Source organism: Streptomyces sp. SID5910 (assembly GCF_009862125.1).
GTDB lineage: Bacteria > Actinomycetota > Actinomycetes > Streptomycetales > Streptomycetaceae > Streptomyces.
The window spans coordinates 37,532-58,087 of the sequence record NZ_WWHX01000901.1 but is presented as its reverse complement, the minus strand read 5'-3'; the positions used below and the strand labels follow the sequence as shown (position 1 = coordinate 58,087).

Genomic DNA, 20,556 nt, shown 5'->3' with positions numbered 1-20,556 from the left:
CGCCCATGTCCGTATCGATCATCAGCCGCGCCACGTGGGGCGCCACCCCGTGGGACCACGATGCGGCCAGCGATGGCCCCGCCTACGTGCCGCTCAGCTCCCGCAGCGAGTTCTTCGTGCACTACGACGGGGCGAGCCACATCACGCGCACCGGCTACGCCATCCCGCGCGCCATCGAGGCCGAGCACTTCGGCAACGGCTGGGCGGGCATCGGGTACAACTTCGTCGTCTCGCAGGCTGGCGAGATTTTCGAGGGCCGCGGATGGGACCGCCAGGGCGCGCACTGCCCCAACCACAACATCAGCGGCTTTGGCGTCCAGATCGCGATCGGCGGCGACCAGGAGCCGAGCGCGACGGCCCTCGCCGCGTGCCGCGCCCTGTACGACGAGGCATGCCGACGGACCGGCAAGACCCTCGCCAAGCGCGGCCACCGCGACGGCATCGCCACCCTGTGTCCCGGCACCAAGCTCTACGCGTGGGTCAAGGCGGGCATGCCTGCCGAGGGCTACGAGGCCGCGCCGACGCCGGGCGGGAGCGTCATCCCGGGCGGGAGCGTCGCCCGCTACAAGGTGACGATCAGCGGTCTGGAGTACGGCTACGGCGCGTACGGCGACCACGTGACCGCCGTCGGCCGCGCCCTGGTCGCGAAGGGGTTCGGCCGGCACTACACGTCCGGCCCCGGGCCCCGGTGGACCGACGCCGACACCGAGAACTTCAGCGACTTTCAGGTGCTGCTCGGCTTCACCGGCACCGCGCCGGGCGGCGACGCCGACGGAGTGCCGGGCGAGACATCGCTCCGCGCCCTGCTCGGCACCCTCCCGGGCAAGACGACCACGGCGTCCGCGCCCGCGTTTCCGGGCCGCGACAAGTTCCGTCCCGGGGCGAACAACGCCTACGTGACGCAGCTCGGCCGCCAGCTGGTCGCCAAGGGCTACGGCAAGCACTACTCCGTTGGCCCCGGCCCGAAGTGGTCGGAGTCCGACCGCCGAGCCGTCGAGGCGTTCCAGCGCGCGCAGCACTGGACCGGCAGCGACGCGGACGGATACCCGGGCCCGGAGACGTGGCGCCGGCTGTTCGCCTGACCATCCCCACTCCGCCCCGGCCGCGGGGCGGACCCACCCCCCAGAAATGGAGCACCCCCCATGTCCCCCGAGAACAAGCGCACCATCCGCACCGTGATGCAGACCGCCGTAGCGGGTGCCGTCGCCCTGCCGGGCATCGTCGCCGCGTCCGGCGTCCCCGGCTCCCTCCCGTACGTCGCCGGCGCCCTCGCCGTTGCGGGCGGCCTCGCCCGAGTCATGGCACTGCCGTCCGTCGAGGCCCTGCTCGACCGGTTCGGCCTCGGCCTGGTCGACGACGCCGACGGGGGCGGCCGGTGACGATCCCCACCCCGTCCGACCCGGCGGCGGTCGCCGTCGAGCTGGAGAGGCTCCGCGGGACGATGGAGACGGGGTTCGCCCGCGTCGACGGGAGCCTCGCCCTGCTCGTGCAGCGCGGCGACCAGACCGACCGCGCCATATCGGACCATGAGACGCGGCTCGACGCCCTCGAACGCGCCCGCTGGCCGCTCCCGTCGCTGGCCGCCCTGGTCGGTCTGGTCGGCCTGGTCTTCAGCCTGTGGCAGTACGCCACCCGCGCATGACGAACGCCCCCCGTACGGCCACACGGCCGCGCGGGGGGCGCCTTTCTGCGTACCCGGCCTACAGCGCGCCGGACTTGATGCCGTCGACGAGGCCGGCCAGGCTCGCACGGTCGAGCAGGAGCGCCGGACCGGTCGGGGCCTTACTGTCGCGGACGGCGACGGTCGCCACGTTGACGATGCCGAATTCGACGCAGTCGGACTGTGCGCCGGACGCCGACGACTTCCACCAGGTCACGGGGAGCGTCGAGGCGTCTGCGATGTGGTTCATGTGGTGTGTTCCCTTATCTGTGCGATGCGGTCGGCGGAGTGTTCGGGCGACAGTGCAGCAGCGCGCAACCGCTCGAACGCGTCCCGGTAGACGTCGACGTCTGCCGGGTCCTCGACGTACAGGGCGGACGTCAGCGACTCGACGTGCACGACGTCGAGGTCTGCGCCGTCCTCGAACGACAGGAGCGAGTAACTGCCCATCTGGCCGACGTGCGGCGGCGAGTCTGAGGGCAGAACTTGGATCGTTACGTGTGGGCGTCGGCCGCGGTCGAGGAGTCGGCCGAGCTGGTCGCGCATGACGCCCGCGCCGACGCACTGAGTGCGGAGTGCGGAGTGCGCTCTCGGCGATGATCGCCCAGAGGTGCACGGGGTCGTCGCGGGTGAGGACGGACTGTCGGGCGAGGCGTACCTCGACTAGGGGATCGATACGCCCCTCGACAGCCGCGGACATGGCGGTGGTCGTGATGACCTCGCGGGCGTACTCGGCGGTCTGAAGCAGCCCGGGAATGAGCCCCATCTGCCACGTACGCACGGTCGACGCCTCGTGCTCCAAGCTGATCAGGTCTTCGTAGACCGGCGAGAGGACACCGCGATAGCTGTGCCACCAGCCGCGTTGCGCACCCTCGCGGGCGAGGGACAGCAGCGCACTTCGCAACTCGGCGTCGTCGGCCCCGTACAGACTGAGCAGCGCCTCGACGTCGGCCGGCTTGGCTGCGGACTTGGCCAGCTCCAGCCGCGACAGCTTGGCCACGGTGAACGCACCGTCACTCTTGTCGGCAACGTCTTCGAGGGTGAGCTGTTGGGCGTCGCGCAGGGCGCGCAGCTTCTTGCCGAGCCTGCGCCGGCGCACGGTTGGGCCGCTCAATGTCGCCTCCCCTCCTGAGTCCCACCCGACAGTCTGCCGTTTGTGCTCCGGGGATGTCACCTCGGATGCCCCTTCCTGAGCTGCCTCTCTCGCGGGCATATGCGAATTCTCATTTCAGTCCTGCGAGGGTTGCACAGTGGGTGCGTAAAGGCGCACTGTAGTGTCACGAAACGTTGCCGTGCCTGTGTTGCGCGTTACGAAACTCTGCGCCGACTGGCACCCATGGCGAGGGAGTTTGCATGGCGTACATGCGAGCGGATGTCTTACGGGCCGATGAGCAAGCGCTGTCCGGCCCGGCCGCGATGGCGGTCTTCCCCTCCGAGGCGGGGACTCCCCGCGCAGCTCGCGAACATGTGCGGGCCGTGCTGCTCAGGGGTGATCCGCCGATGCCCGAGACGAAGATGGATGACGTCTGCCTGATCGTCTCGGAGCTGGTCACGAACGCTTACAGGTATGGGGGCGAGCCCGACGACTCGGTGATGGTCGTCGTGCTGCCCACGGCGAATTGCGTGCGGGTCGAGGTACACGACACTCGGCGGAAGCGGCCCCGCCTCCGTACCGACTCCGATGAGCGGGCGCGCGGCCGGGGACTGCACATCGTCGCCGCTCTCGCCGCCCGGTGGGACGTCGTCGAGCGACCGTTCGGTAAGGCCGTGTGGGCGGAGGTGGCGCGCGGTGACTGAGTGGAGCCCCACGCAGATCACCTTCCGCGCGTGGTCCACGCATTACCTGTCCTGTGTGCGGTGCGTGGCGGAGCGCGAGTGCCCGCGGGGTGCGCAGCTTCACGAGAAGTGGCGTGCGGCCTGGCGGTCGAGGACGGAGGCCACCCGATGACCCCCGGCTACCGGTGCACCGCCACGACCGAGGCGAGCGACGAGACTCGGACGCTGGCCGAGAAGATCAGCTCTCCGCGCGCCTCCATCGAGTGGGCCTCGGACACGGTACTTCAGTGCCTTCTTGAGGATGTGGCCCACGACTTCCACGCAGCCTTTCTGCGCTCAGGGTCCCGTACCGATCCCGACTCGGACGTCTTCCTGTGCTGGACCGATGAGCGTCAAGGGCTGGCCGACCTTGACTGCTGCCTGAAGTCGCGCACTCCGCTCAGCGGGGTCTGCACGATCTTCACGCACCATCCCGGCCGGTGCGATTGGGAGTACATCGACCCCCCACACCTCGCCGCTCAGGCCCAGGGCGACCAGCTCTTGGCGGAGATGGGCTTGCTGCGTAACCGCCTCCCAGAGTGGCCCCCGCCATCCCCTTGAGAGGCGTTCGCGCTTACGCCCGGTCGTTGACCAGCTCGGCGAGGGAGATGCCCAGGGCGGCGGCGAGGCGCTTCGCGGTGTCGAGGCGGGGGGATTGGTGGCCGTTTTCGATCAGGCTCACGGCCTGCTTGTCGAGGCCGGCGCGTTCGGCGAGGGCTTGCTGTGTGAGGCCGGCACGGTGGCGTAAGAAGCGCAGCCGGTCGCCGACGTGTCGCCGGAAGGCGGGCAGGTCGGCGGAGTGGTCGTGCACCGCACCACGCTTGCGCACTCATGATCGTTTGTCGTTACGGAGAACCGTATATTGAGCGCGCAGATGCGTGCATGATTCACTGACTGCCCGGCATTCGTTGCGAGTCGATTACGCCGGGTAGCGCGGCCCCTGGGGGTGTGAACCCCTGGGGGCCGTCGCACGTGTCCCGTAGGTGAGCGGGTGCCAGGATCGGGTAGGGGTTGACCGACTTCGGCAGGGCCCGGAGAATCGGGCGCGTTAATGGTCTAAACCACTTGGGACGGTGCGCAGATGACGACGAACGAAAGTCCTTCCCTCTCCAACTTGCTGAAGGAGGAGCGACGCTTCGCGCCGCCCGCTGACCTGGCCGCGAACGCCAACGTCACGGCGGAGGCGTACGAACAGGCCAAGGCTGACAGGCTCGGCTTCTGGGCCGAGCAGGCCCGCCGTCTGACCTGGGCCGAGGAGCCGACCGAGACCCTGGACTGGTCGAACCCGCCGTTCGCCAAGTGGTTCCAGGACGGCAAGCTCAACGTCGCCTACAACTGCGTCGACCGGCACGTGGAGGCCGGCAACGGCGACCGCGTCGCCATCCACTTCGAGGGCGAGCCCGGCGACAGCCGCGCCATCACCTACGCCCAGCTCAAGGACGAGGTCTCCAAGGCCGCCAACGCCCTGCTGGAGCTGGGTGTGCGCAAGGGCGACCGGGTCGCCGTCTACATGCCGATGATCCCGGAAACGGCGATCGCGATGCTGGCCTGCGCCCGTATCGGCGCCGCCCACTCGGTCGTCTTCGGCGGCTTCTCCTCCGACGCGCTCGCGACCCGCATCCAGGACGCCGACGCCCGCGTCGTCATCACCTCCGACGGCGGCTACCGGCGCGGCAAGCCGTCCGCGCTCAAGCCCGCCGTCGACGAGGCGGTCGAGCGCGCCGGCATCGTCGAGCACGTGCTCGTCGTCCGCCGCACCGGCCAGGAGGTCGCCTGGGACGACTCCCGCGACAAGTGGTGGCACGAGACCGTCGACCGGCAGTCCGCCGAGCACGCGCCGGAGGCGTTCGACGCCGAGAACCCGCTGTTCATCCTGTACACGTCCGGCACGACGGGGAAGCCCAAGGGCATCCTGCACACCTCCGGCGGCTACCTCACGCAGACGGCGTACACGCACTGGGCGGTCTTCGACCTCAAGCCCGAGACCGACGTCTACTGGTGCACCGCCGACGTCGGCTGGGTCACCGGGCACTCCTACATCGTCTACGGCCCGCTCGCCAACGGCGCGACCCAGGTCATGTACGAGGGCACCCCGGACACCCCGCACCAGGGCCGGTTCTGGGAGATCGTGCAGAAGTACGGCGTGTCGATCCTCTACACCGCGCCCACCGCGATCCGGACGTTCATGAAGTGGGGCGACGACATCCCCGCGAAGTTCGACCTGTCCTCCCTGCGCGTGCTCGGTTCGGTCGGTGAGCCGATCAATCCCGAGGCGTGGATCTGGTACCGGAAGACCATCGGCGCGGACGCCACGCCCGTCGTGGACACCTGGTGGCAGACCGAGACCGGCGCGATGATGATCTCGCCGCTGCCCGGCGTCACCGAGGCCAAGCCGGGTTCCGCCCAGCGCCCGCTGCCCGGCATCTCGGCCACGGTCGTGGACGACGAGGCCAACGAGGTGCCGAACGGCGGTGGCGGCTACCTGGTCCTCACCGAGCCGTGGCCGTCGATGCTGCGCACCATCTGGGGCGACGACCAGCGGTTCATCGACACGTACTGGTCGCGGTTCGAGGGCAAGTACTTCGCCGGGGACGGCGCCAAGAAGGACGACGACGGCGACATCTGGCTGCTCGGCCGCGTGGACGACGTGATGCTCGTGTCCGGGCACAACATCTCCACCACCGAGGTCGAGTCGGCGCTCGTCTCCCACCCGTCGGTCGCCGAGGCGGCCGTGGTCGGCGCGGCGGACGAGACGACCGGCCAGGCCATCGTGGCGTTCGTGATCCTGCGCGGCACGGCGGCGGAGAGCGACGACCTGGTCGCCGAGCTGCGCAACCACGTCGGCGCCACGCTCGGCCCGATCGCCAAGCCCAAGCGGATCCTGCCGGTGGCCGAGCTGCCGAAGACCCGCTCCGGCAAGATCATGCGCCGCCTGCTGCGCGACGTCGCGGAGAACCGCGCCCTGGGCGATGTCACCACCCTGACCGACAGCGGCGTGATGCAGCTCATCCAGGACAAGCTCCCGGCGGCGTCCAGCGAGGACTGATCCGCAGGACTGAAGCACTGGAGCGAGGGGCACCCGGCACGAGAACCGCCGGGTGCCCTTCCGTTCGCGCCGAGGCCACCCGTTAGGTACGCTAAGGAACGCGTAAGTGTCATAACAAGATCGTCATCGCAAGATCTCATGGTGCGCCGGGAAGTCTGGTCGGCACGTATTCCGTGCTGCCCATCGACCGGAGGTCCCCCGTGACGTCGCCCCGCACCCCCCGCAAGGCCTTCGGCCGGCTGTCCCTGCCCGAGCGGACCTACCTGACGGACGCGCTGCGCACCGAGACCGTCGGCGGGGTCCTGCTGCTCGTCGCCGCGGTCGCCGCGCTGATCTGGGCGAACGTCCCCGCGCTCCGCGAGAGCTACGAGAGCGTCAGCCACTTCCACTTCGGCCCCTCGGCCCTCGGCCTGAACCTGTCCGTCGAGCACTGGGCGGCGGACGGACTGCTGGCCGTCTTCTTCTTCGTCGCCGGCATCGAGCTCAAGCGCGAGCTGGTCGCGGGCGACCTCAAGGACCCGAAGGCCGCCGCGCTGCCCGTGGTGGCGGCCCTGTGCGGCATGGCCGTACCGGCGGTCGTCTACACGATCACCAACGCCGCGGGCGGCGGATCGCTCGCCGGCTGGGCCGTGCCCACCGCGACCGACATCGCCTTCGCGCTCGCCGTGCTCGCCGTCATCGGCACGTCGCTGCCCAGCGCGCTGCGCGCCTTCCTGCTGACGCTCGCCGTCGTCGACGACCTCTTCGCCATCCTGATCATCGCGGTCTTCTTCACCGAGGACCTGAACTTCGCCGCGCTCGGCGGCGCGGTCGCCGGCCTCGTCGTCTTCTGGCTGCTGCTCCGCAAGGGCGTGCGCGGCTGGTACGTGTACGTCCCGCTCGGCCTCGTCGTCTGGGGCCTGATGTACAACAGCGGCATCCACGCCACCATCGCGGGCGTCGCCATGGGCCTGATGCTGCGCTGCCACACCCGCGAGGGCGAGGAGCACTCCCCCGGCGAGCGCATCGAGCACCTGGTGCGCCCGCTGTCGGCCGGCCTGGCGGTGCCGCTGTTCGCACTGTTCAGCGCGGGCGTCGCGCTGTCCGGCGGCGCACTGGCCGACGTGTTCACCAAGCCGGAGACGCTTGGCGTCGTGCTCGGTCTCGTCATCGGCAAGACGCTCGGCATCTTCGGCGGCACCTGGCTGACCGCACGTTTCACCCGGGCCTCGCTCAGCGACGACCTCGCCTGGGCCGACGTGTTCGCCGTGGCGACGCTGGCCGGCATCGGGTTTACCGTCTCCCTGCTCATCGGCGAGCTGGCCTTCGAGGGCGACGCGGCGATGACCGACGAGGTCAAGGCCGCCGTCCTGGCCGGGTCGGTCGTCGCGGCGACGTTGGCGACCGTGCTGCTGAAGGTCCGGAACGCCAAGTACCGCCGCCTGACCGAGGCCGAGGAGCGCGACGACGACCTCAGCGGCGTACCGGACATCTACGAGGAGGACGACCCGGCGTACCACCTGCGGATGGCGGCCATCTACGAGCGCAAGGCCGCCGAACACCGCCGGATCGCCGAGGAGAAGGAGTCGGCGCGGCTTGCCGAAGTGCCGGGCGGGGCAGGCGAGGAGGGCGACGGTCCGGCATGATCTGACGAGACGGTACAAAAGACGGGACCGTTCGCGATCGGACAGAAGACGACGACCGCCACGGAACCGTACGCAGCAAGCCAGCAGAAGAGGGAGACCGCGATGAGCGCACCCGACGGCAGCCCGGTCGGCACCGAACGCAGCATCGGCCAGCTGTTCGCCTCGGCGACCACCGAATTGTCGGCGCTGGTGCACGACGAGATCGCACTGGCCAAGGCGCAGCTGAGGCAGGACGTGAAGCGCGGGGCGACCAGCGGCGGGGCGTTCTCGCTGGCGGGTCTGCTCCTGGTGTTCTCGCTGCCGATGCTGAACTTCGCCCTCGCCTACGGGATCCGGACCTGGAGCGGCTGGAACATGGCCGTCTGTTTCCTGCTGTCCTTCGCGGCCAACGTGCTGATCGCCGGTCTGCTCGCGCTGATCGGCGTCACCTTCGCCAAGAAGGCCAAGAAGGGCCGCGGTCCGCAGAAGGTCGCCGCCTCCGTGAAGCAGTCGGCGGGCGTCCTCCAGAACGCCAAGCCGCACCCGCGCCCGGAGCTTCCCGCCGACCGGACCCACGAGGCCATCGAGGCTGTGGCACGCTCGTCCTCATGACGGACCCCGCCACCCCATCGGCGCAATCCACCTCGGTCGTACGGCTCGACATCCCCGGCGGGCGCGAGGTGACCCACCGGGACGTCGCCGCCAACGGCGCCCGCTTCCACATCGCCGAGCTCGGCGACGGGCCGCTGGTGCTGCTGCTGCACGGCTTCCCGCAGTTCTGGTGGACCTGGCGGCACCAGCTCACGGCGCTGGCCGACGCCGGTTTCCGCGCCGTCGCGATGGACCTGCGCGGCGTCGGCGGCAGCGACCGCACGCCGCGCGGCTACGACCCCGCGGGCCTCGCCCTGGACATCACCGGGGTGATCCGCTCCCTCGGCGAGCCGGACGCCGCGCTGGTCGGCCACGACCTGGGCGGCTACCTGGCGTGGACGGCCGCGGCGATGCGGCCCAAGCTGGTGCGGCGGCTCGCGGTGTCCTCGATGCCGCACCCGAGGCGGTGGCGCTCGGCCATGCTCGGGGACGTCCGCCAGTCCCGGGCCGGCTCCTACATCTGGGGCTTCCAGCGCCCCTGGATCCCCGAGCGGCAGCTCACCGCGGACGACGGCGCGCTGGTCGGCCGGCTGATCCAGGACTGGTCGGGCCCGCGGCTGCCGGACGACGACGCGGTGGACGTCTACCGCCGGGCCATGTGCATCCCGTCCACGGCGCACTGCTCCGTCGAGCCGTACCGCTGGCTGGTCCGCTCCCTGGCCCGGCCCGACGGCGTCCAGTTCTACCGCCGCATGAAGCGGCCGGTGCGCGTGCCGACGCTGCATCTGCACGGCTCGCTGGACCCCGTGATGCGGACGCGGAGCGCCGCGGGATCCGGGCAGTACGTCGAAGCGCCGTACCGCTGGCGTCTGTTCGACGGGCTCGGGCACTTCCCGCACGAAGAGGATCCGGTCACGTTCTCCACCGAACTGATCAGCTGGCTGAAGGATCCCGAACCCGATCGGTGACCGAACGGACGCGCCCGGTATCCGAGCCGGAACGCTTGTCGTATGAACGGCCACTTGCCTGGCGCATAGGCCAATTGGGGGCCCCGGGAGCGGTTATCGACCTTGGGGCGGGGGCACACGTCCCGGTATGGGCTGGACGCACGACTACAGTGACGTAGCACGCGACGGCCGCTCCACGAGCGGCGCGAGCACCCACCGACGCGGAGTCACCCCGCAACTGGCGGGGACGGATCAACTGGCGGGGACGGATCTACGGGTGGGCATTCCGCGCATTCTGCGCCGCCGGGCCCGCTGGGTCTCCGTACGCCTGCGTCATCCGCGCACCTGACCGCCGGCTTCCCTAGAGCGCGCAGTTGTCGCTGTCCACCTGCTGGTTGGCGGTGCGGCCCTCGGTGATGTCCTCGCGGATCTCGTCGGCGGTGAGCGCGTAGCCGGTGTCCGGGTCGTCGAGGGACTTGGCGAAGACCACGCCGTAGACCTCGCCCTCGGGTGTCAGCAGCGGTCCGCCGGAGTTGCCCTGACGGACGGTCGCGAACAGCGAGTAGACGTCGCGGCGGACCGTGTCGCGGTGGTAGATGTCCGGGCCGTTGGCCGTGATGCGCCCGCGCACCCGGGCGGCGCGCACGTCGTACGCCCCGTTCTCCGGGAAGCCCGCGACGATCGCGTCGTCGTCCCTGTTGGCGTCCTCGTCCGTGAACCGCAGGGCGGGCGCCCGCAGTTCCGGCACGTCCAGTACGGCGATGTCGCGCTGCCAGTCGTAGAGGACGACCGTCGCGTCGTACTTGCGGCCCTCGCCCCCTATCTGCACGGTGGGCTCGTCGACGCCGCCCACCACGTGGGCGTTGGTCATCACGCGGCGCTCGGCGAAGACGAAGCCGGTGCCCTCCAGGACCTTGCCGCAGCCGGTGGCCGTGCCCATCACCTTGACGATGGACCGCTTGGCGCGGGTCGCGACGGGGCTGTTGACGAGGGCCGGGTCGGGCGGCTGGACGTCGGTGATCGGCTCGTTGGAGAACGGGCTGAAGACCTGCGGGAAACCGTTCTGCGCGAGGACGGAGGAGAAGTCCGCGAACCACGTGTCGGCCTGCGCGGGCAGCGCGCGGGAGACACCCAGCAGCACCTTGGAACTGCGGACCTCCTTGCCGAGCGTCGGCAGCGTGGTGCCCGCGAGGGCGGAACCGATGAGCCAGGCGACGAGCAGCATGGCGACGACGTTGACCAGGGCGCCGCCGGTGGCGTCCAGGGCACGGGCCGGGGACCAAGTGATGTAACGGCGCAGCTTGTTGCCCAGGTGCGTGGTCAGGGCCTGGCCGATGGAGGCGCAGACGATGACGACGACGACCGCGACGACGGCGGCGGTCGTGCTCACCTCGGCCTTGTCCGTCAGGGCGTCCCAGACGACCGGGAGCAGATAGACGGCGACGAGACCGCCGCCGAGGAAGCCGATCACGGACAGGATGCCGACCACGAAGCCCTGGCGGTAGCCGACGATCGCGAACCAGACGGCAGCCAGCAGCAGCAGGATGTCCAGCACGTTCACTGATTCAGGCCTCGCCTCGTCGTCCTACGCTCACACCGGTCACCCTGTCATGACCGCCAGTCCAGCGGGACCTGCTTCTCCCTGTCCCAGGGCCGCTCCCAGCCCGCGAAGTGCAGCAACCGGTCGATGATCCCGGCGGTGAAGCCCCACACCAGGGTCGATTCGACCAGGAACGCCGGGCCGCGGTGACCGCGGGGGTGGACGGCGGTGACCCGGTTGGCCGGGTCCGTGAGATCGGCCACGGGGACCGTGAAGACCCGCGCCGTCTCGTTCGGATCGACGACGCCGACGCGGCTCGGTTCGCGCCACCAGCCGAGCACGGGCGTGACGACGAAGCTGCTGACCGGGATGTACAGCTTGGGCAGGGCCCCGAAGAGCTGCACACCGGCCGGGTCGAGGCCGGTCTCCTCCTCGGCCTCGCGCAGGGCGGCCCGCAGCGGGCCCTCCCCCTGCGGATCACCGTCCTCCGGGTCGAGGGAGCCGCCGGGGAACGAGGGCTGGCCCGCGTGCGAGCGCAGGGAACTGGCCCGCTCCATGAGCAGCAGCTCGGGGCCGCGGCCACCCTCGCTCTCGGCCGTGCCCTCGCCGAACAGGATCAGCACGGCGGACTGCCGCCCGGCGCCGTCGGCCGGGGGCAGGAAACGGCTCAGCTGTCTCGGCTGCACCGTCTGCACGGCCCGCGCCACCGGCTCCAGCCAGCCGGGCAGGCCCACCTCGCTGAGCGCCACGCCCTGAGTGTTGCCCGCCCGCGTCATCGCCACCCCCGTTCTGCCGTGTCCAACGCCCGACGCCCCCGAGATCGTTCCGTCATCCGGCCCTCAGCGGCGGCGCCGGGGTGCCGCCCGCGTCCAGGTAGGCCCGCGGGGGGTTGAGCCGCTGGCCGGGGTAGCCGCCCTTCTCGTACTTGAGCAGCTTCTTCGCCTTCTCCGGGTCCGTCTCGCCCTCCCCGTACGCCGGGCAGAGCGGCGCGATGGGGCAGGCCCCGCAGGCGGGCTTGCGGGCGTGGCAGATGCGGCGGCCGTGCCAGATGACGTGGTGGGACAGGTCCGTCCAGTCGCTCTTGGGGAACAGCGCGCCGACGGCGGCCTCGATCTTGTCCGGGTCGGTCTCCTCGGTCCACTGCCAGCGGCGCACCAGGCGCTGGAAGTGCGTGTCGACGGTGATGCCGGGGCGGCCGAACGCGTTGCCGAGGACGACGAAGGCGGTCTTGCGGCCTACGCCGGGCAGCTTGACCAGGTCTTCGAGGCGGCCGGGGACCTCGCCGCCGAAGTCCTCGGACAGGGCCTTGGACAGCCCTATGACCGACTTGGTCTTGGCCCGGAAGAACCCGGTCGGGCGGAGGATCTCCTCGACCTCCTCCGGGTTGGCGGCGGCCAGGTCCTCGGGCGTGGGGTACTTGGCGAAGAGGGCGGGCGTCGTCTGGTTGACGCGCAGGTCGGTGGTCTGGGCGGAGAGCACCGTGGCCACCACGAGCTGGAAGGGATTCTCGAAGTCCAGCTCCGGGTGGGCGTACGGATACACCTCGGCGAGCTCGCGGTTGATACGGCGGGCGCGGCGGACCAGGGCGGTGTGCGACTCGTGGCGCGGGGAGTGCGGGGCGATGGTCTTCGCCGGGGCCACGCCCTCGACCGCGGCGGCGGCCTTCGCCGGCACGACGGCGGGCTTCTTGGCGGGCGCCTGCCGCTTGGCTGCCGCCGGCTTCTTGGCGGGGGCGGCCTTTTTGGCGGGGGCGGCCTTCTTGGCGGCGGCCGTCTTCTTGGCGGGAGCCGTCTTCTTCGCGGACGACGTCTTCTTGGCCGAGGCGGCCTTCTTCGCGCCCGTCTTCTTCGCGGGCGCAGCCTTCTTGGCGGGCGCCGTCTTCTTCGCGCCGCCCGTCTTCTTCGCGGGCGCGGCCGCGCCCGTCTCGGCGCCCGTCTCGGCGTTCTTCTTCAAGGCACCCTTCTCCGCGGTCACTCGCTTGGCAGGCGCCGCCTTCTTTGCCGTTTTCGCCGTTTTCCTACCGCCATCGGGACCCTGTTCGCCCACAGCGGAATCGCGACGTACAACCACCCGCGCAGCCCCCTAGGCCTGTGCTCTCACCGGCGATTTGGACACCCGGCCAGCCTACGACCCGGCACCGACATCCGCCCCGGACCCTGAAGATCGGCGTCCAATTGGACCCCTGCCGCGTACCCCAGGACATGTGTGCGGCATCCTTGTGACAGATCACACTGTTTGGACTGTCCGGCAAAATGGGCACCACGGACCCCTGGTACACCGGGGGAACAAGATCCTCTGAGCCGGTCGACAAGGAGAGAACTCGTGGACGACGTTCTGCGGCGCAACCCGCTCTTCGCGGCGCTCGACGACGAGCAATCCGCGGAGCTCCGCGCCTCCATGAGTGAGGTGACCCTCGCCCGCGGCGACTCGCTGTTCCACGAAGGCGACCCCGGAGACCGCCTCTACGTGGTCACGGAGGGCAAGGTCAAGCTCCACCGCACGTCCCCCGACGGCCGCGAGAACATGCTGGCCGTGGTCGGACCCAGCGAGCTGATCGGCGAGCTGTCGCTCTTCGACCCGGGCCCGCGCACGGCGACCGCCACCGCGCTGACCGAGGTCAAGCTGCTGGCCCTCGGCCACGGCGACCTCCAGCCCTGGCTGAACGTCCGCCCGGAGGTGGCCACCGCACTGCTGCGCGCCGTCGCCCGCCGCCTGCGCAAGACCAACGACGCCATGTCGGACCTGGTCTTCTCGGACGTCCCCGGCCGCGTCGCCCGCGCCCTGCTGGACCTCTCGCGCCGCTTCGGCGTGCAGTCCGAGGAGGGCATCCACGTCGTGCACGACCTGACGCAGGAGGAGCTGGCCCAGCTGGTCGGCGCGTCCCGCGAGACGGTCAACAAGGCCCTCGCCGACTTCGCCCAGCGCGGCTGGCTCCGCCTGGAGGCCCGCGCGGTGATCCTGCTGGACGTCGAGCGGCTCGCCAAGCGCTCCCGCTGACGTACGTCAGTCGGGCAGCTGGATGAGCCCGTGCTCGCCCAGGTACTCCAGCTGCGCCCGCACCGACAGCTCCGCCGCCGGCCACAGCGAGCGGTCGACGTCCGCGTACACGTGGGCGACGACCTCGCCCGGCGTGCGGTAGCCGTCCTCCACCGCCGTCTCGACCTGGGCGAGGCGGTGGGCCCGGTGGGCGAGGTAGAACTCGACGGCGCCCTGGGCGTCGTCCAGGACCGGCCCGTGTCCCGGCAGCACCGTGTGCACGCCGTCGTCGGCCGTGAGCGACCTGAGCCTGCGCAGGGAGTCCAGGTAGTCGCCGAGACGGCCGTCGGGGTGGGCCACCACCGTCGTGCCGCGGCCCAGGACGGTGTCGCCCGTCAGGACCGCCCGGTCGGCCGGGAGATGGAAGCACAGGGAGTCCGCGGTGTGCCCCGGGGTCGGTACGACCCTCAGCTCCAGCCCGCCGACCCCGATCACGTCACCGGCGGCCAGCCCCTCGTCGCCCAGGCGCAGCGCCGGGTCCAGTGCCCGCACGTTCGTGCGCGTCAGCTCCGCGAAGCGTGCGGCGCCCTCGGCGTGGTCCGGGTGACCGTGCGTCAGCAGGGTGAGGGCGACGCGCCTGCCCGCCCGCTCGGCGGTGTCGATCACGTTGCGCAGGTGGGTGTCGTCCAGCGGGCCCGGGTCGACCACGACGGCCAGGTCGGAGTCGGGCTCGGCGAGTATCCAGGTGTTCGTGCCGTCCAGCGTCATCGCGGAGGCGTTGGGCGCGAGGACGTTCACCGCGCGCGTGGTGGCGGGCCCGGAGAGGACACCGCCGCGCGGCTGGCCGGGCAGTGCTGCTGCGTCCGTCATGCGGGGGCTCCCCCGGTCGGGTCGGAAGGTGTGGCCGGCGCGGCGGCCGGGACGTGCTTGGTGAACTCCTCGTGCCCCGGCCAGGAGAGCACGACCTCGCCCTCGACCAGCCGTGCCCGGGCCAGTACGGGCGTCATGTCGCGGCCCGGCGCCGACGCGAGCGCCTCGGCCGCCGAACCGCACTCCGCGAGCGCGCGCAGGGTCGCGACGGTCGGCGGCATCATCAGCAGCTCGCCCTTGTCGTACCCCGCCGCCGCGTCGGCCGGGGTGATCCACACCGTCCGGTCGGCCTCCGTGGAGGCGTTGCGCGTGCGCTGGCCCTCGGGGAGGGCGGCCACGAAGAACCACGTGTCGTAGCGCCGGGACTCGAACTCCGGGGTGATCCAGCGGGCCCAGGCGCCCAGCAGGTCGGAGCGCAGGACGAGGCCCCTGCGGTCCAGGAACTCCGCGAAGGACAGGTCCCGGGCGACCAGGGCGGCCCGGTCGGCCTCCCAGTCCGCGCCCGTGGTGTCACCGACCACCGAGTCGGCGGCGGGTCCCGCGAGCAGGACGCCCGCCTCCTCGTACGTCTCCCGGACGGCCGCGCAGACGATCGCCTGGGCGCCCGCCTCGTCGACGCCGAGCCGGTCGGCCCACCACGCGCGCGTGGGGCCCGCCCAGCCGATGGCGCGGTCGTCGTCGCGCGGGTCGACCCCGCCGCCCGGGTAGGCGTACGCGCCCCCGGCGAAGGCCATCGAGGCGCGGCGGCGCAGCATGTGGACGGCGGTGCCGGTGCCGGTGTCCTTGAGGAGCATGACCGTGGCGGCTCGCCGCGGGACGACCGGGCTGAGCGTGCCGTCCGCCAGCGCGCGGATGCGGTCCGGCCACTCCGGGGGGTACCACTGACCATTCGCCTGACCATTCGCCATGGCCGGAGGCTATCCGGTGACGGGCGGATGTTCGAGTGGCCACCGGGACGGGTGGGCGTCAGCAGGGCAGGCCGGTCAGCCAGTCGGTGAGCAGCCGGTTCGTCTCCTCGGGGCGCTCCTGCTGGAGCCAGTGGCCGCAGCCGTCGAGGACGTGCGAGGCGCTCAGGCCGGGCAGGGTGGCCGGGTACGCCTCGATGGCGTCGGACAGCCAGGTCGTGGAGGCGTCCAGGGCGCCGCCGAGGAACAGGGACGGCTGGGTGACCGGGGCACCGGCGTGCGGTGCCATGTCCGCCCAGTCGCGGTCCATGTTGCGGTAGCGGTTGAGGGCGCCGGTGAGGCCGGTGCGCTCGAACTCCCCGGCGTAGACGTCCAGGTCCGCCTCGGTGAGCCAGGAGGGGAGCCGGCCCGCGGGGAACCGGTCGCGCATCGTGGCGCCGGGCGCGACGAAGTGCGGGTCGGGTGCGTCCGGGCCGGGCATGGTGTCGGCGGACAGGGCGGCGTAGAGGCCGGCGAGCCAGCCGCGTACGTCGGGTTCGATCTCGGCCTCGGCGCGGCCTGGCTCCTGGAAGTAGGAGACGTAGAACTCCTGCCCGGCGAACGGCCCGGCGGGGTCGCTCATGCCGGCGAAGACCTCGCTGGGCTTGGGACCGCCCGGCGGCGTGTAGGGCACGCTCAGCAGGCCCACCGCGCGGAACACGTCCGGCCGCAGCAGTGCGGAGCTCGCGGCGATGTTCGCGCCCCAGTCGTGGCCGACGATCACCGCGGAGCGCTCCCCCAGGGCCTCCACCACGGCGACGTTGTCCGCCACCAGGTCGAGCATCCGGTACGCCTCGACGGCGTCCGGCCGCGAGGAGCGCCCGTAGCCGCGTACGTCGATCGCGGCGGCACGGAACCCGGCGGCGGCCAGGGCGGGGAGCTGGTGGCGCCACGAGTACCAGGACTCGGGGAAGCCGTGCACGAGCAGGACCAGCGGGCCGCTGCCCTGTTCCACCAGGTGCGTGCGTCCGGCGGGCGAGGGCACCAGCCGGTGGACGGGCTGGTCGGCGCTCCCGCCGGGGCGGCGGGTTCCCGGGTCGGTCACGGGCGGCTGGGGCACGGCTCCTCCTGACACGTACGGTCGGCACGGCCCCGGCACGGGCCGGAGCCGCCGGCCGGGGCCGGGCCGGCTCCCGCACCGCACGGGGCACCGGCACCGATCCTGCGGGGCCGCGGCCCACGGCGGCGAGGCTTGTTGCCGGTCCGGCAAAGACGCCGGGAACGCGTCCGGGCCGCCGACACCACGCCCGACCGCCCGGCACCACGCCCAGCCGCCCGGCGACGCGCCCGGTCCGGCAAACACACGGGGCAACACACCCGACCGCCGACAACACACCCGGCAACCCGGCAAGCCCGCCCGATTGCCCGGCACCCCCCGCCTGCCTGGCAACCGCCCAGCCGCCCGGCGGCGCACCGCCCGGCAAACACGCCGGGTAGCCCGGCACCACACCCGACCGCCCGCCACCCTTCCCGGCGGCCCGCCGACGCGCCCGGTCCCGCTACGGCTGGACGAGCTCCACCTGGATCTCGACCTCCACCGGCGCGTCCAGCGGCAGGACCGCCACGCCGACCGCGCTGCGGGCGTGCACGCCCTTGTCGCCCAGGACCGCGCCGAGGAGCTCGCTGGCGCCGTTGACCACGCCCGGCTGGCCGGTGAAGTCGGCGGCGGAGGCGACGAAGCCGACGACCTTGACCACGCGCGCGATCCGGTCGAGGTCACCGGCGACGGACTTCACCGCGGCGAGGGCGTTCAGCGCGCACGTGCGGGCCAGGTCCTTGGCCTCCTCCGGCGTGACCTCGCCGCCCACCTTGCCGGTGACCGGAAGCTTGCCGTCCACCATCGGCAGCTGGCCGGAGGTGTAGACGTACGGGCCGGACTGCACGGCCGGCTGATAGGCGGCCAGCGGCGGGACGACCTCGGGCAGCGTCAGGCCGAGCTCGGCCAGCTTCTCCTCGACGGCGCTCACGCCTGCTTCTCCCGCTTCAGGTAGGCCACGAGCTGCTCGGGGTTGTTCGGCCCGGGCACGACCTGGACGAGCTCCCAGCCGTCCTCGCCCCAGGTGTCCAGGATCTGCTTCGTGGCATGGACGAGCAGCGGCACGGTTGCGTATTCCCACTTGGTCATGTGGCCGACTCTAGCCGCTGCCCGGGACCCGGCAGACGGCCGACCGCGGCCACGTTCTCCACAGCCTCCGGCGTACTCCGCGGGCGGACTGGTTACGCTCGAATACGTGAGCAGGCTCCAGGTCGTCAGTGGCAAGGGCGGTACCGGCAAGACCACGGTGGCCGCGGCCCTCGCGCTGGCCCTGGCCACCGAGGGGAAGCGCGCGCTTCTCGTCGAGGTCGAGGGTCGCCAGGGCATCGCGCAGCTCTTCGAAACGGAGGCGCTGCCTTACGAGGAACGGAAGATCGCCGTCGCTCCCGGGGGCGGGGAGGTGTACGCCCTGGCCATCGACCCCGAGTTGGCCCTTCTGGACTACCTCCAGATGTTCTACAAACTGGGCAGCGCCGGCCGGGCCCTGAAGAAGCTCGGCGCGATCGACTTCGCGACCACCATCGCGCCCGGGGTCAGAGACGTCCTGCTGACCGGCAAGGCCTGCGAGGCGGTCCGGCGCAAGGACAGGAGCGGGCGCTTCGCGTACGACTACGTCGTCATGGACGCGCCCCCCACCGGACGCATCACGCGCTTCCTCAACGTGAACGACGAGGTCGCGGGGCTCGCCAAGGTCGGCCCGATACACAATCAGGCGCAGGCCGTGATGCGGGTGCTGAAGTCGCGGGAGACGGCCGTGCACCTGGTGACGCTGCTGGAGGAGATGCCGGTCCAGGAGACCGCGGACGGCATCGCCGAGCTGCGCGCCGCCCGGCTGCCGGTGGGCCGGGTCATCGTGAACATGGCCCGCCCCGCGCTGCTGGACGCGACCGACCTGGAACTCGTACGGAGCACACCGCGCGCGGCGATCGCGCGGTCCCTGTCCGGGGCCGGGCTCGGCGGGGCGCGGCGGGGCGGGCACGCCGAGCGGCTGGTGGACCCGCTGCTGGCGCAGGCCGACGAGTACGCGGAGCGGTACGCGCTGGAGCAGGAGCAGCGGGCGGTCCTGGGCGCACTGGACCTGCCGCTGCACGAACTGCCGCTGTTCGCCGAGGGAATGGATCTGGCGGGCCTGTACGAACTGGCCCACGAGCTGCGGAAGCAGGGGATCGCATGAGTCCGGAACCGGACCGGCGGGGGGAGGGCGGGCGCCGTCTGGCCGCCGCGCGGGTGCTCGACGTCGATCCGCTGCTTGAGGACCCGAAGACGCGCATCGTGGTGTGCTGCGGTTCGGGCGGCGTCGGCAAGACGACCACCGCGGCCGCCCTCGGCCTGCGCGCGGCCGAGCGGGGCCGCAAGGTGGTCGTCCTCACCATCGACCCGGCCCGGCGGCTCGCCCAGTCCATGGGCATCGACTCGCTCGACAACACCCCGCGCCGGGTGAAGGGCGTCGACGACTCGGCGGGCGGTGAGCTGCACGCCATGATGCTGGACATGAAGCGGACGTTCGACGAGATCGTCGAGTCCCACGCGGATCCCGGACGGGCGGCGGCGATCCTCGGCAACCCCTTCTACCAGTCGCTCTCGGCGGGCTTCGCGGGCACGCAGGAGTACATGGCGATGGAGAAGCTGGGGCAGCTGCGGGCGCGGGACGAGTGGGACCTCATCGTCGTCGACACGCCGCCGTCCCGCTCGGCGCTGGACTTCCTGGACGCGCCCAAGCGTCTCGGGTCCTTCCTGGACGGCAAGCTGATCCGCGTCCTGCTGGCCCCCGCGAAGGTCGGCGGGCGGGCCGGCATGAAGTTCCTGAACGTCGGCATGTCGATGATGACCGGCGTCCTCGGGAAGGTGCTCGGCGGGCAGTTCCTGAAGGACGTGCAGACCTTCGTGGCCGCGATGGACTCCATGTTCGGGGGTTTCCGCACCCGCGCGGACGCCACGTACAAGCTGCTCCAGGCGCCGGGGACGGCGTTCCTGGTGGTCGCGGCCCCGGAGCGGGACGCGCTGCGCGAGGCCGCGTACTTCGTGGAGCGGCTGGCGGCCGAGAAGATGCCGCTCGCCGGTCTGGTGCTCAACCGCGTCCACGGCAGCGGTGCCGACGGGCTGTCGGCCGAGCGGGCGCTCGCCGCCGCGGAAAATCTTGAGGATCCCGGCATTGTGGATCAGGACGACGGGAAAGCTGGCCTTCGTAACTCCCCCGACACAGACGGCAGTTCAGCTGCGCCCGACCCCGACGCCCCCGCCGATCCGTCCCCCGAGACTCCGTCCCCCGAGGCTCCGGACACGCCGGAGCGGTCCGTCGACCAGCTCACCGCGGACCTGCTGAGGCTCCACGCCGAGCGGATGCATCTGCTGGCCCGCGAGCAGCGCACGCGTGACCGCTTCACCGCGCGTCACCCCGAGGTGGCAGTCACCGAAGTGGCCGCACTGCCCGGTGACGTGCACGACCTCGCGGGGCTGCGGGACATCGGCGTCCGCCTCGCGAGGGTCCGGCCCGAGCTGCCCGAACCCGGCGCCTGACCCGACCGACC

At 71.7% G+C, this 20,556-nt stretch carries 23 protein-coding genes and 2 pseudogenes; 13 read left to right on the top strand and 12 right to left on the bottom strand.

Annotation, left to right across the window (positions count from 1 at the left end):
- Nucleotides 1–5 precede the first annotated feature (5 nt).
- From GTW67_RS31980 to GTW67_RS31970, 3 genes are read left to right on the top strand one after another with little or no spacing between them, the layout of a single operon-like run.
- Complete coding sequence (locus tag GTW67_RS31980; RefSeq protein WP_161168232.1) at nucleotides 6–1,082, top strand: peptidoglycan-binding protein; 1,077 nt, start codon at nucleotides 6–8, stop codon at nucleotides 1,080–1,082.
- Between the two features lie 60 nt (nucleotides 1,083–1,142).
- A complete protein-coding gene (locus GTW67_RS31975) occupies nucleotides 1,143–1,379 on the top strand; it encodes a hypothetical protein (RefSeq protein WP_161168231.1) in 237 nt (78 codons plus the stop codon).
- The gene (locus GTW67_RS31970; RefSeq protein ID WP_161168230.1) at nucleotides 1,376–1,642 is read left to right on the top strand and encodes a hypothetical protein; all 267 of its coding nucleotides are present in this window, start codon (nucleotides 1,376–1,378) and stop codon (nucleotides 1,640–1,642) included. Before GTW67_RS31975 ends, GTW67_RS31970 begins: the two co-directional genes overlap by 4 nt.
- A 58-nt stretch (nucleotides 1,643–1,700) precedes the next feature.
- Here the strand turns inward: GTW67_RS31970 and GTW67_RS31965 are convergent.
- The 3 genes and pseudogenes from GTW67_RS31965 to GTW67_RS38255 all read right to left on the bottom strand — a co-directional run.
- Nucleotides 1,701–1,862, bottom strand: a pseudogene (locus GTW67_RS31965) (DUF397 domain-containing protein); the annotation flags it as partial.
- Nucleotides 1,863–1,906: 44 nt separating this feature from the next.
- On the bottom strand, nucleotides 1,907–2,206 hold the full coding sequence (locus tag GTW67_RS38260; RefSeq protein ID WP_272920550.1) for a DUF5753 domain-containing protein: 300 nt from the start codon (nucleotides 2,204–2,206) through the stop codon (nucleotides 1,907–1,909).
- A 103-nt stretch (nucleotides 2,207–2,309) separates the two neighbouring features.
- A pseudogene (locus GTW67_RS38255) lies at nucleotides 2,310–2,873 on the bottom strand (helix-turn-helix domain-containing protein); the annotation flags it as partial.
- Nucleotides 2,874–3,013: 140 nt separating this feature from the next.
- Between GTW67_RS38255 and GTW67_RS31955 the strand changes: the two are divergent.
- Nucleotides 3,014–3,457, top strand: coding sequence for an ATP-binding protein (locus GTW67_RS31955; protein WP_237519128.1), 444 nt, complete (start codon nucleotides 3,014–3,016; stop codon nucleotides 3,455–3,457).
- A gap of 147 nt (nucleotides 3,458–3,604) precedes the next feature.
- Nucleotides 3,605–4,036, top strand: a complete 432-nt coding sequence (locus GTW67_RS31950) for a hypothetical protein (RefSeq protein WP_161168228.1) — start codon at nucleotides 3,605–3,607, stop codon at nucleotides 4,034–4,036.
- A gap of 13 nt (nucleotides 4,037–4,049) precedes the next feature.
- On the opposite strand, the gene relB is transcribed toward GTW67_RS31950, so the two are convergent.
- Complete coding sequence (relB, locus tag GTW67_RS31945) at nucleotides 4,050–4,304, bottom strand: type II toxin-antitoxin system RelB family anti-toxin (protein WP_161168227.1); 255 nt, start codon at nucleotides 4,302–4,304, stop codon at nucleotides 4,050–4,052.
- Between the two features lie 252 nt (nucleotides 4,305–4,556).
- Between relB and acs the strand changes: the two genes are divergently transcribed.
- From acs to GTW67_RS37970, 5 genes are all read left to right on the top strand, one after another.
- Nucleotides 4,557–6,521 (top strand): acetate--CoA ligase, encoded by a 1,965-nt coding sequence (acs, locus tag GTW67_RS31940; RefSeq protein WP_161168226.1) that lies wholly within the window; start codon nucleotides 4,557–4,559, stop codon nucleotides 6,519–6,521.
- Nucleotides 6,522–6,721: 200 nt separating this feature from the next.
- Nucleotides 6,722–8,146 (top strand): Na+/H+ antiporter NhaA, encoded by a 1,425-nt coding sequence (gene nhaA / locus GTW67_RS31935; RefSeq protein ID WP_161168225.1) that lies wholly within the window; start codon nucleotides 6,722–6,724, stop codon nucleotides 8,144–8,146.
- A 102-nt stretch (nucleotides 8,147–8,248) separates the two neighbouring features.
- Complete coding sequence (locus tag GTW67_RS31930) at nucleotides 8,249–8,737, top strand: phage holin family protein (RefSeq protein ID WP_161168224.1); 489 nt, start codon at nucleotides 8,249–8,251, stop codon at nucleotides 8,735–8,737.
- Nucleotides 8,734–9,684, top strand: a complete 951-nt coding sequence (locus GTW67_RS31925) for an alpha/beta fold hydrolase (RefSeq protein WP_161168223.1) — start codon at nucleotides 8,734–8,736, stop codon at nucleotides 9,682–9,684. Before GTW67_RS31930 ends, GTW67_RS31925 begins: the two co-directional genes overlap by 4 nt.
- A gap of 127 nt (nucleotides 9,685–9,811) precedes the next feature.
- Entirely contained in the window at nucleotides 9,812–10,012 is a 201-nt protein-coding gene (locus tag GTW67_RS37970; RefSeq protein ID WP_161168222.1) for a hypothetical protein, read from the top strand.
- Nucleotides 10,013–10,024: 12 nt separating this feature from the next.
- Here the strand turns inward: GTW67_RS37970 and GTW67_RS31915 are convergent, their stop codons facing one another.
- The 3 genes from GTW67_RS31915 to nth are packed head-to-tail and all read right to left on the bottom strand — an operon-like array spanning nucleotide 10,025 to nucleotide 13,156.
- Nucleotides 10,025–11,224: a MarP family serine protease gene (locus tag GTW67_RS31915; protein ID WP_161168221.1), complete on the bottom strand. Its 1,200-nt coding sequence runs from the start codon at nucleotides 11,222–11,224 to the stop codon at nucleotides 10,025–10,027.
- A 47-nt stretch (nucleotides 11,225–11,271) separates the two neighbouring features.
- Nucleotides 11,272–11,979, bottom strand: a complete 708-nt coding sequence (locus GTW67_RS31910) for an NUDIX hydrolase (protein WP_161168220.1) — start codon at nucleotides 11,977–11,979, stop codon at nucleotides 11,272–11,274.
- A 52-nt stretch (nucleotides 11,980–12,031) separates the two neighbouring features.
- Nucleotides 12,032–13,156, bottom strand: coding sequence for an endonuclease III (nth, locus tag GTW67_RS31905; RefSeq protein ID WP_161168219.1), 1,125 nt, complete (start codon nucleotides 13,154–13,156; stop codon nucleotides 12,032–12,034).
- A 369-nt stretch (nucleotides 13,157–13,525) separates the two neighbouring features.
- Between nth and GTW67_RS31900 the strand changes: the two genes are divergently transcribed.
- Nucleotides 13,526–14,200 (top strand): Crp/Fnr family transcriptional regulator, encoded by a 675-nt coding sequence (locus GTW67_RS31900; protein WP_019329813.1) that lies wholly within the window; start codon nucleotides 13,526–13,528, stop codon nucleotides 14,198–14,200.
- A gap of 6 nt (nucleotides 14,201–14,206) precedes the next feature.
- On the opposite strand, the gene GTW67_RS31895 is transcribed toward GTW67_RS31900, so the two are convergent.
- The 5 genes from GTW67_RS31895 to sp36 all read right to left on the bottom strand — a co-directional run bounded on the left by GTW67_RS31895 (nucleotide 14,207) and on the right by sp36 (nucleotide 18,118).
- On the bottom strand, nucleotides 14,207–15,049 hold the full coding sequence (locus tag GTW67_RS31895; RefSeq protein ID WP_161168218.1) for an MBL fold metallo-hydrolase: 843 nt from the start codon (nucleotides 15,047–15,049) through the stop codon (nucleotides 14,207–14,209).
- On the bottom strand, nucleotides 15,046–15,957 hold the full coding sequence (locus tag GTW67_RS31890; protein ID WP_161168217.1) for an NUDIX hydrolase: 912 nt from the start codon (nucleotides 15,955–15,957) through the stop codon (nucleotides 15,046–15,048). The genes GTW67_RS31895 and GTW67_RS31890 overlap by 4 nt, the downstream gene beginning before the upstream one ends.
- 58 nt (nucleotides 15,958–16,015) lie before the next feature.
- On the bottom strand, nucleotides 16,016–17,053 hold the full coding sequence (locus tag GTW67_RS31885; RefSeq protein WP_524539845.1) for an alpha/beta fold hydrolase: 1,038 nt from the start codon (nucleotides 17,051–17,053) through the stop codon (nucleotides 16,016–16,018).
- A gap of 439 nt (nucleotides 17,054–17,492) precedes the next feature.
- Nucleotides 17,493–17,960, bottom strand: coding sequence for an Atu1372/SO_1960 family protein (locus GTW67_RS31880; protein WP_161168216.1), 468 nt, complete (start codon nucleotides 17,958–17,960; stop codon nucleotides 17,493–17,495).
- Nucleotides 17,957–18,118, bottom strand: coding sequence for a Sp36 family protein (gene sp36 / locus GTW67_RS31875; protein WP_003975360.1), 162 nt, complete (start codon nucleotides 18,116–18,118; stop codon nucleotides 17,957–17,959). The genes GTW67_RS31880 and sp36 overlap by 4 nt, the downstream gene beginning before the upstream one ends.
- 106 nt (nucleotides 18,119–18,224) lie before the next feature.
- Between sp36 and bagA the strand changes: the two genes are divergently transcribed.
- Together bagA and bagB are read left to right on the top strand one after the other, a co-directional pair.
- Complete coding sequence (gene bagA / locus GTW67_RS31870; protein ID WP_161168215.1) at nucleotides 18,225–19,202, top strand: ATPase BagA; 978 nt, start codon at nucleotides 18,225–18,227, stop codon at nucleotides 19,200–19,202.
- Nucleotides 19,199–20,545, top strand: a complete 1,347-nt coding sequence (gene bagB / locus GTW67_RS31865) for an ATPase BagB (RefSeq protein ID WP_161168214.1) — start codon at nucleotides 19,199–19,201, stop codon at nucleotides 20,543–20,545. Before bagA ends, bagB begins: the two co-directional genes overlap by 4 nt.
- The last annotated feature ends 11 nt before the right edge of the window (nucleotides 20,546–20,556 follow it).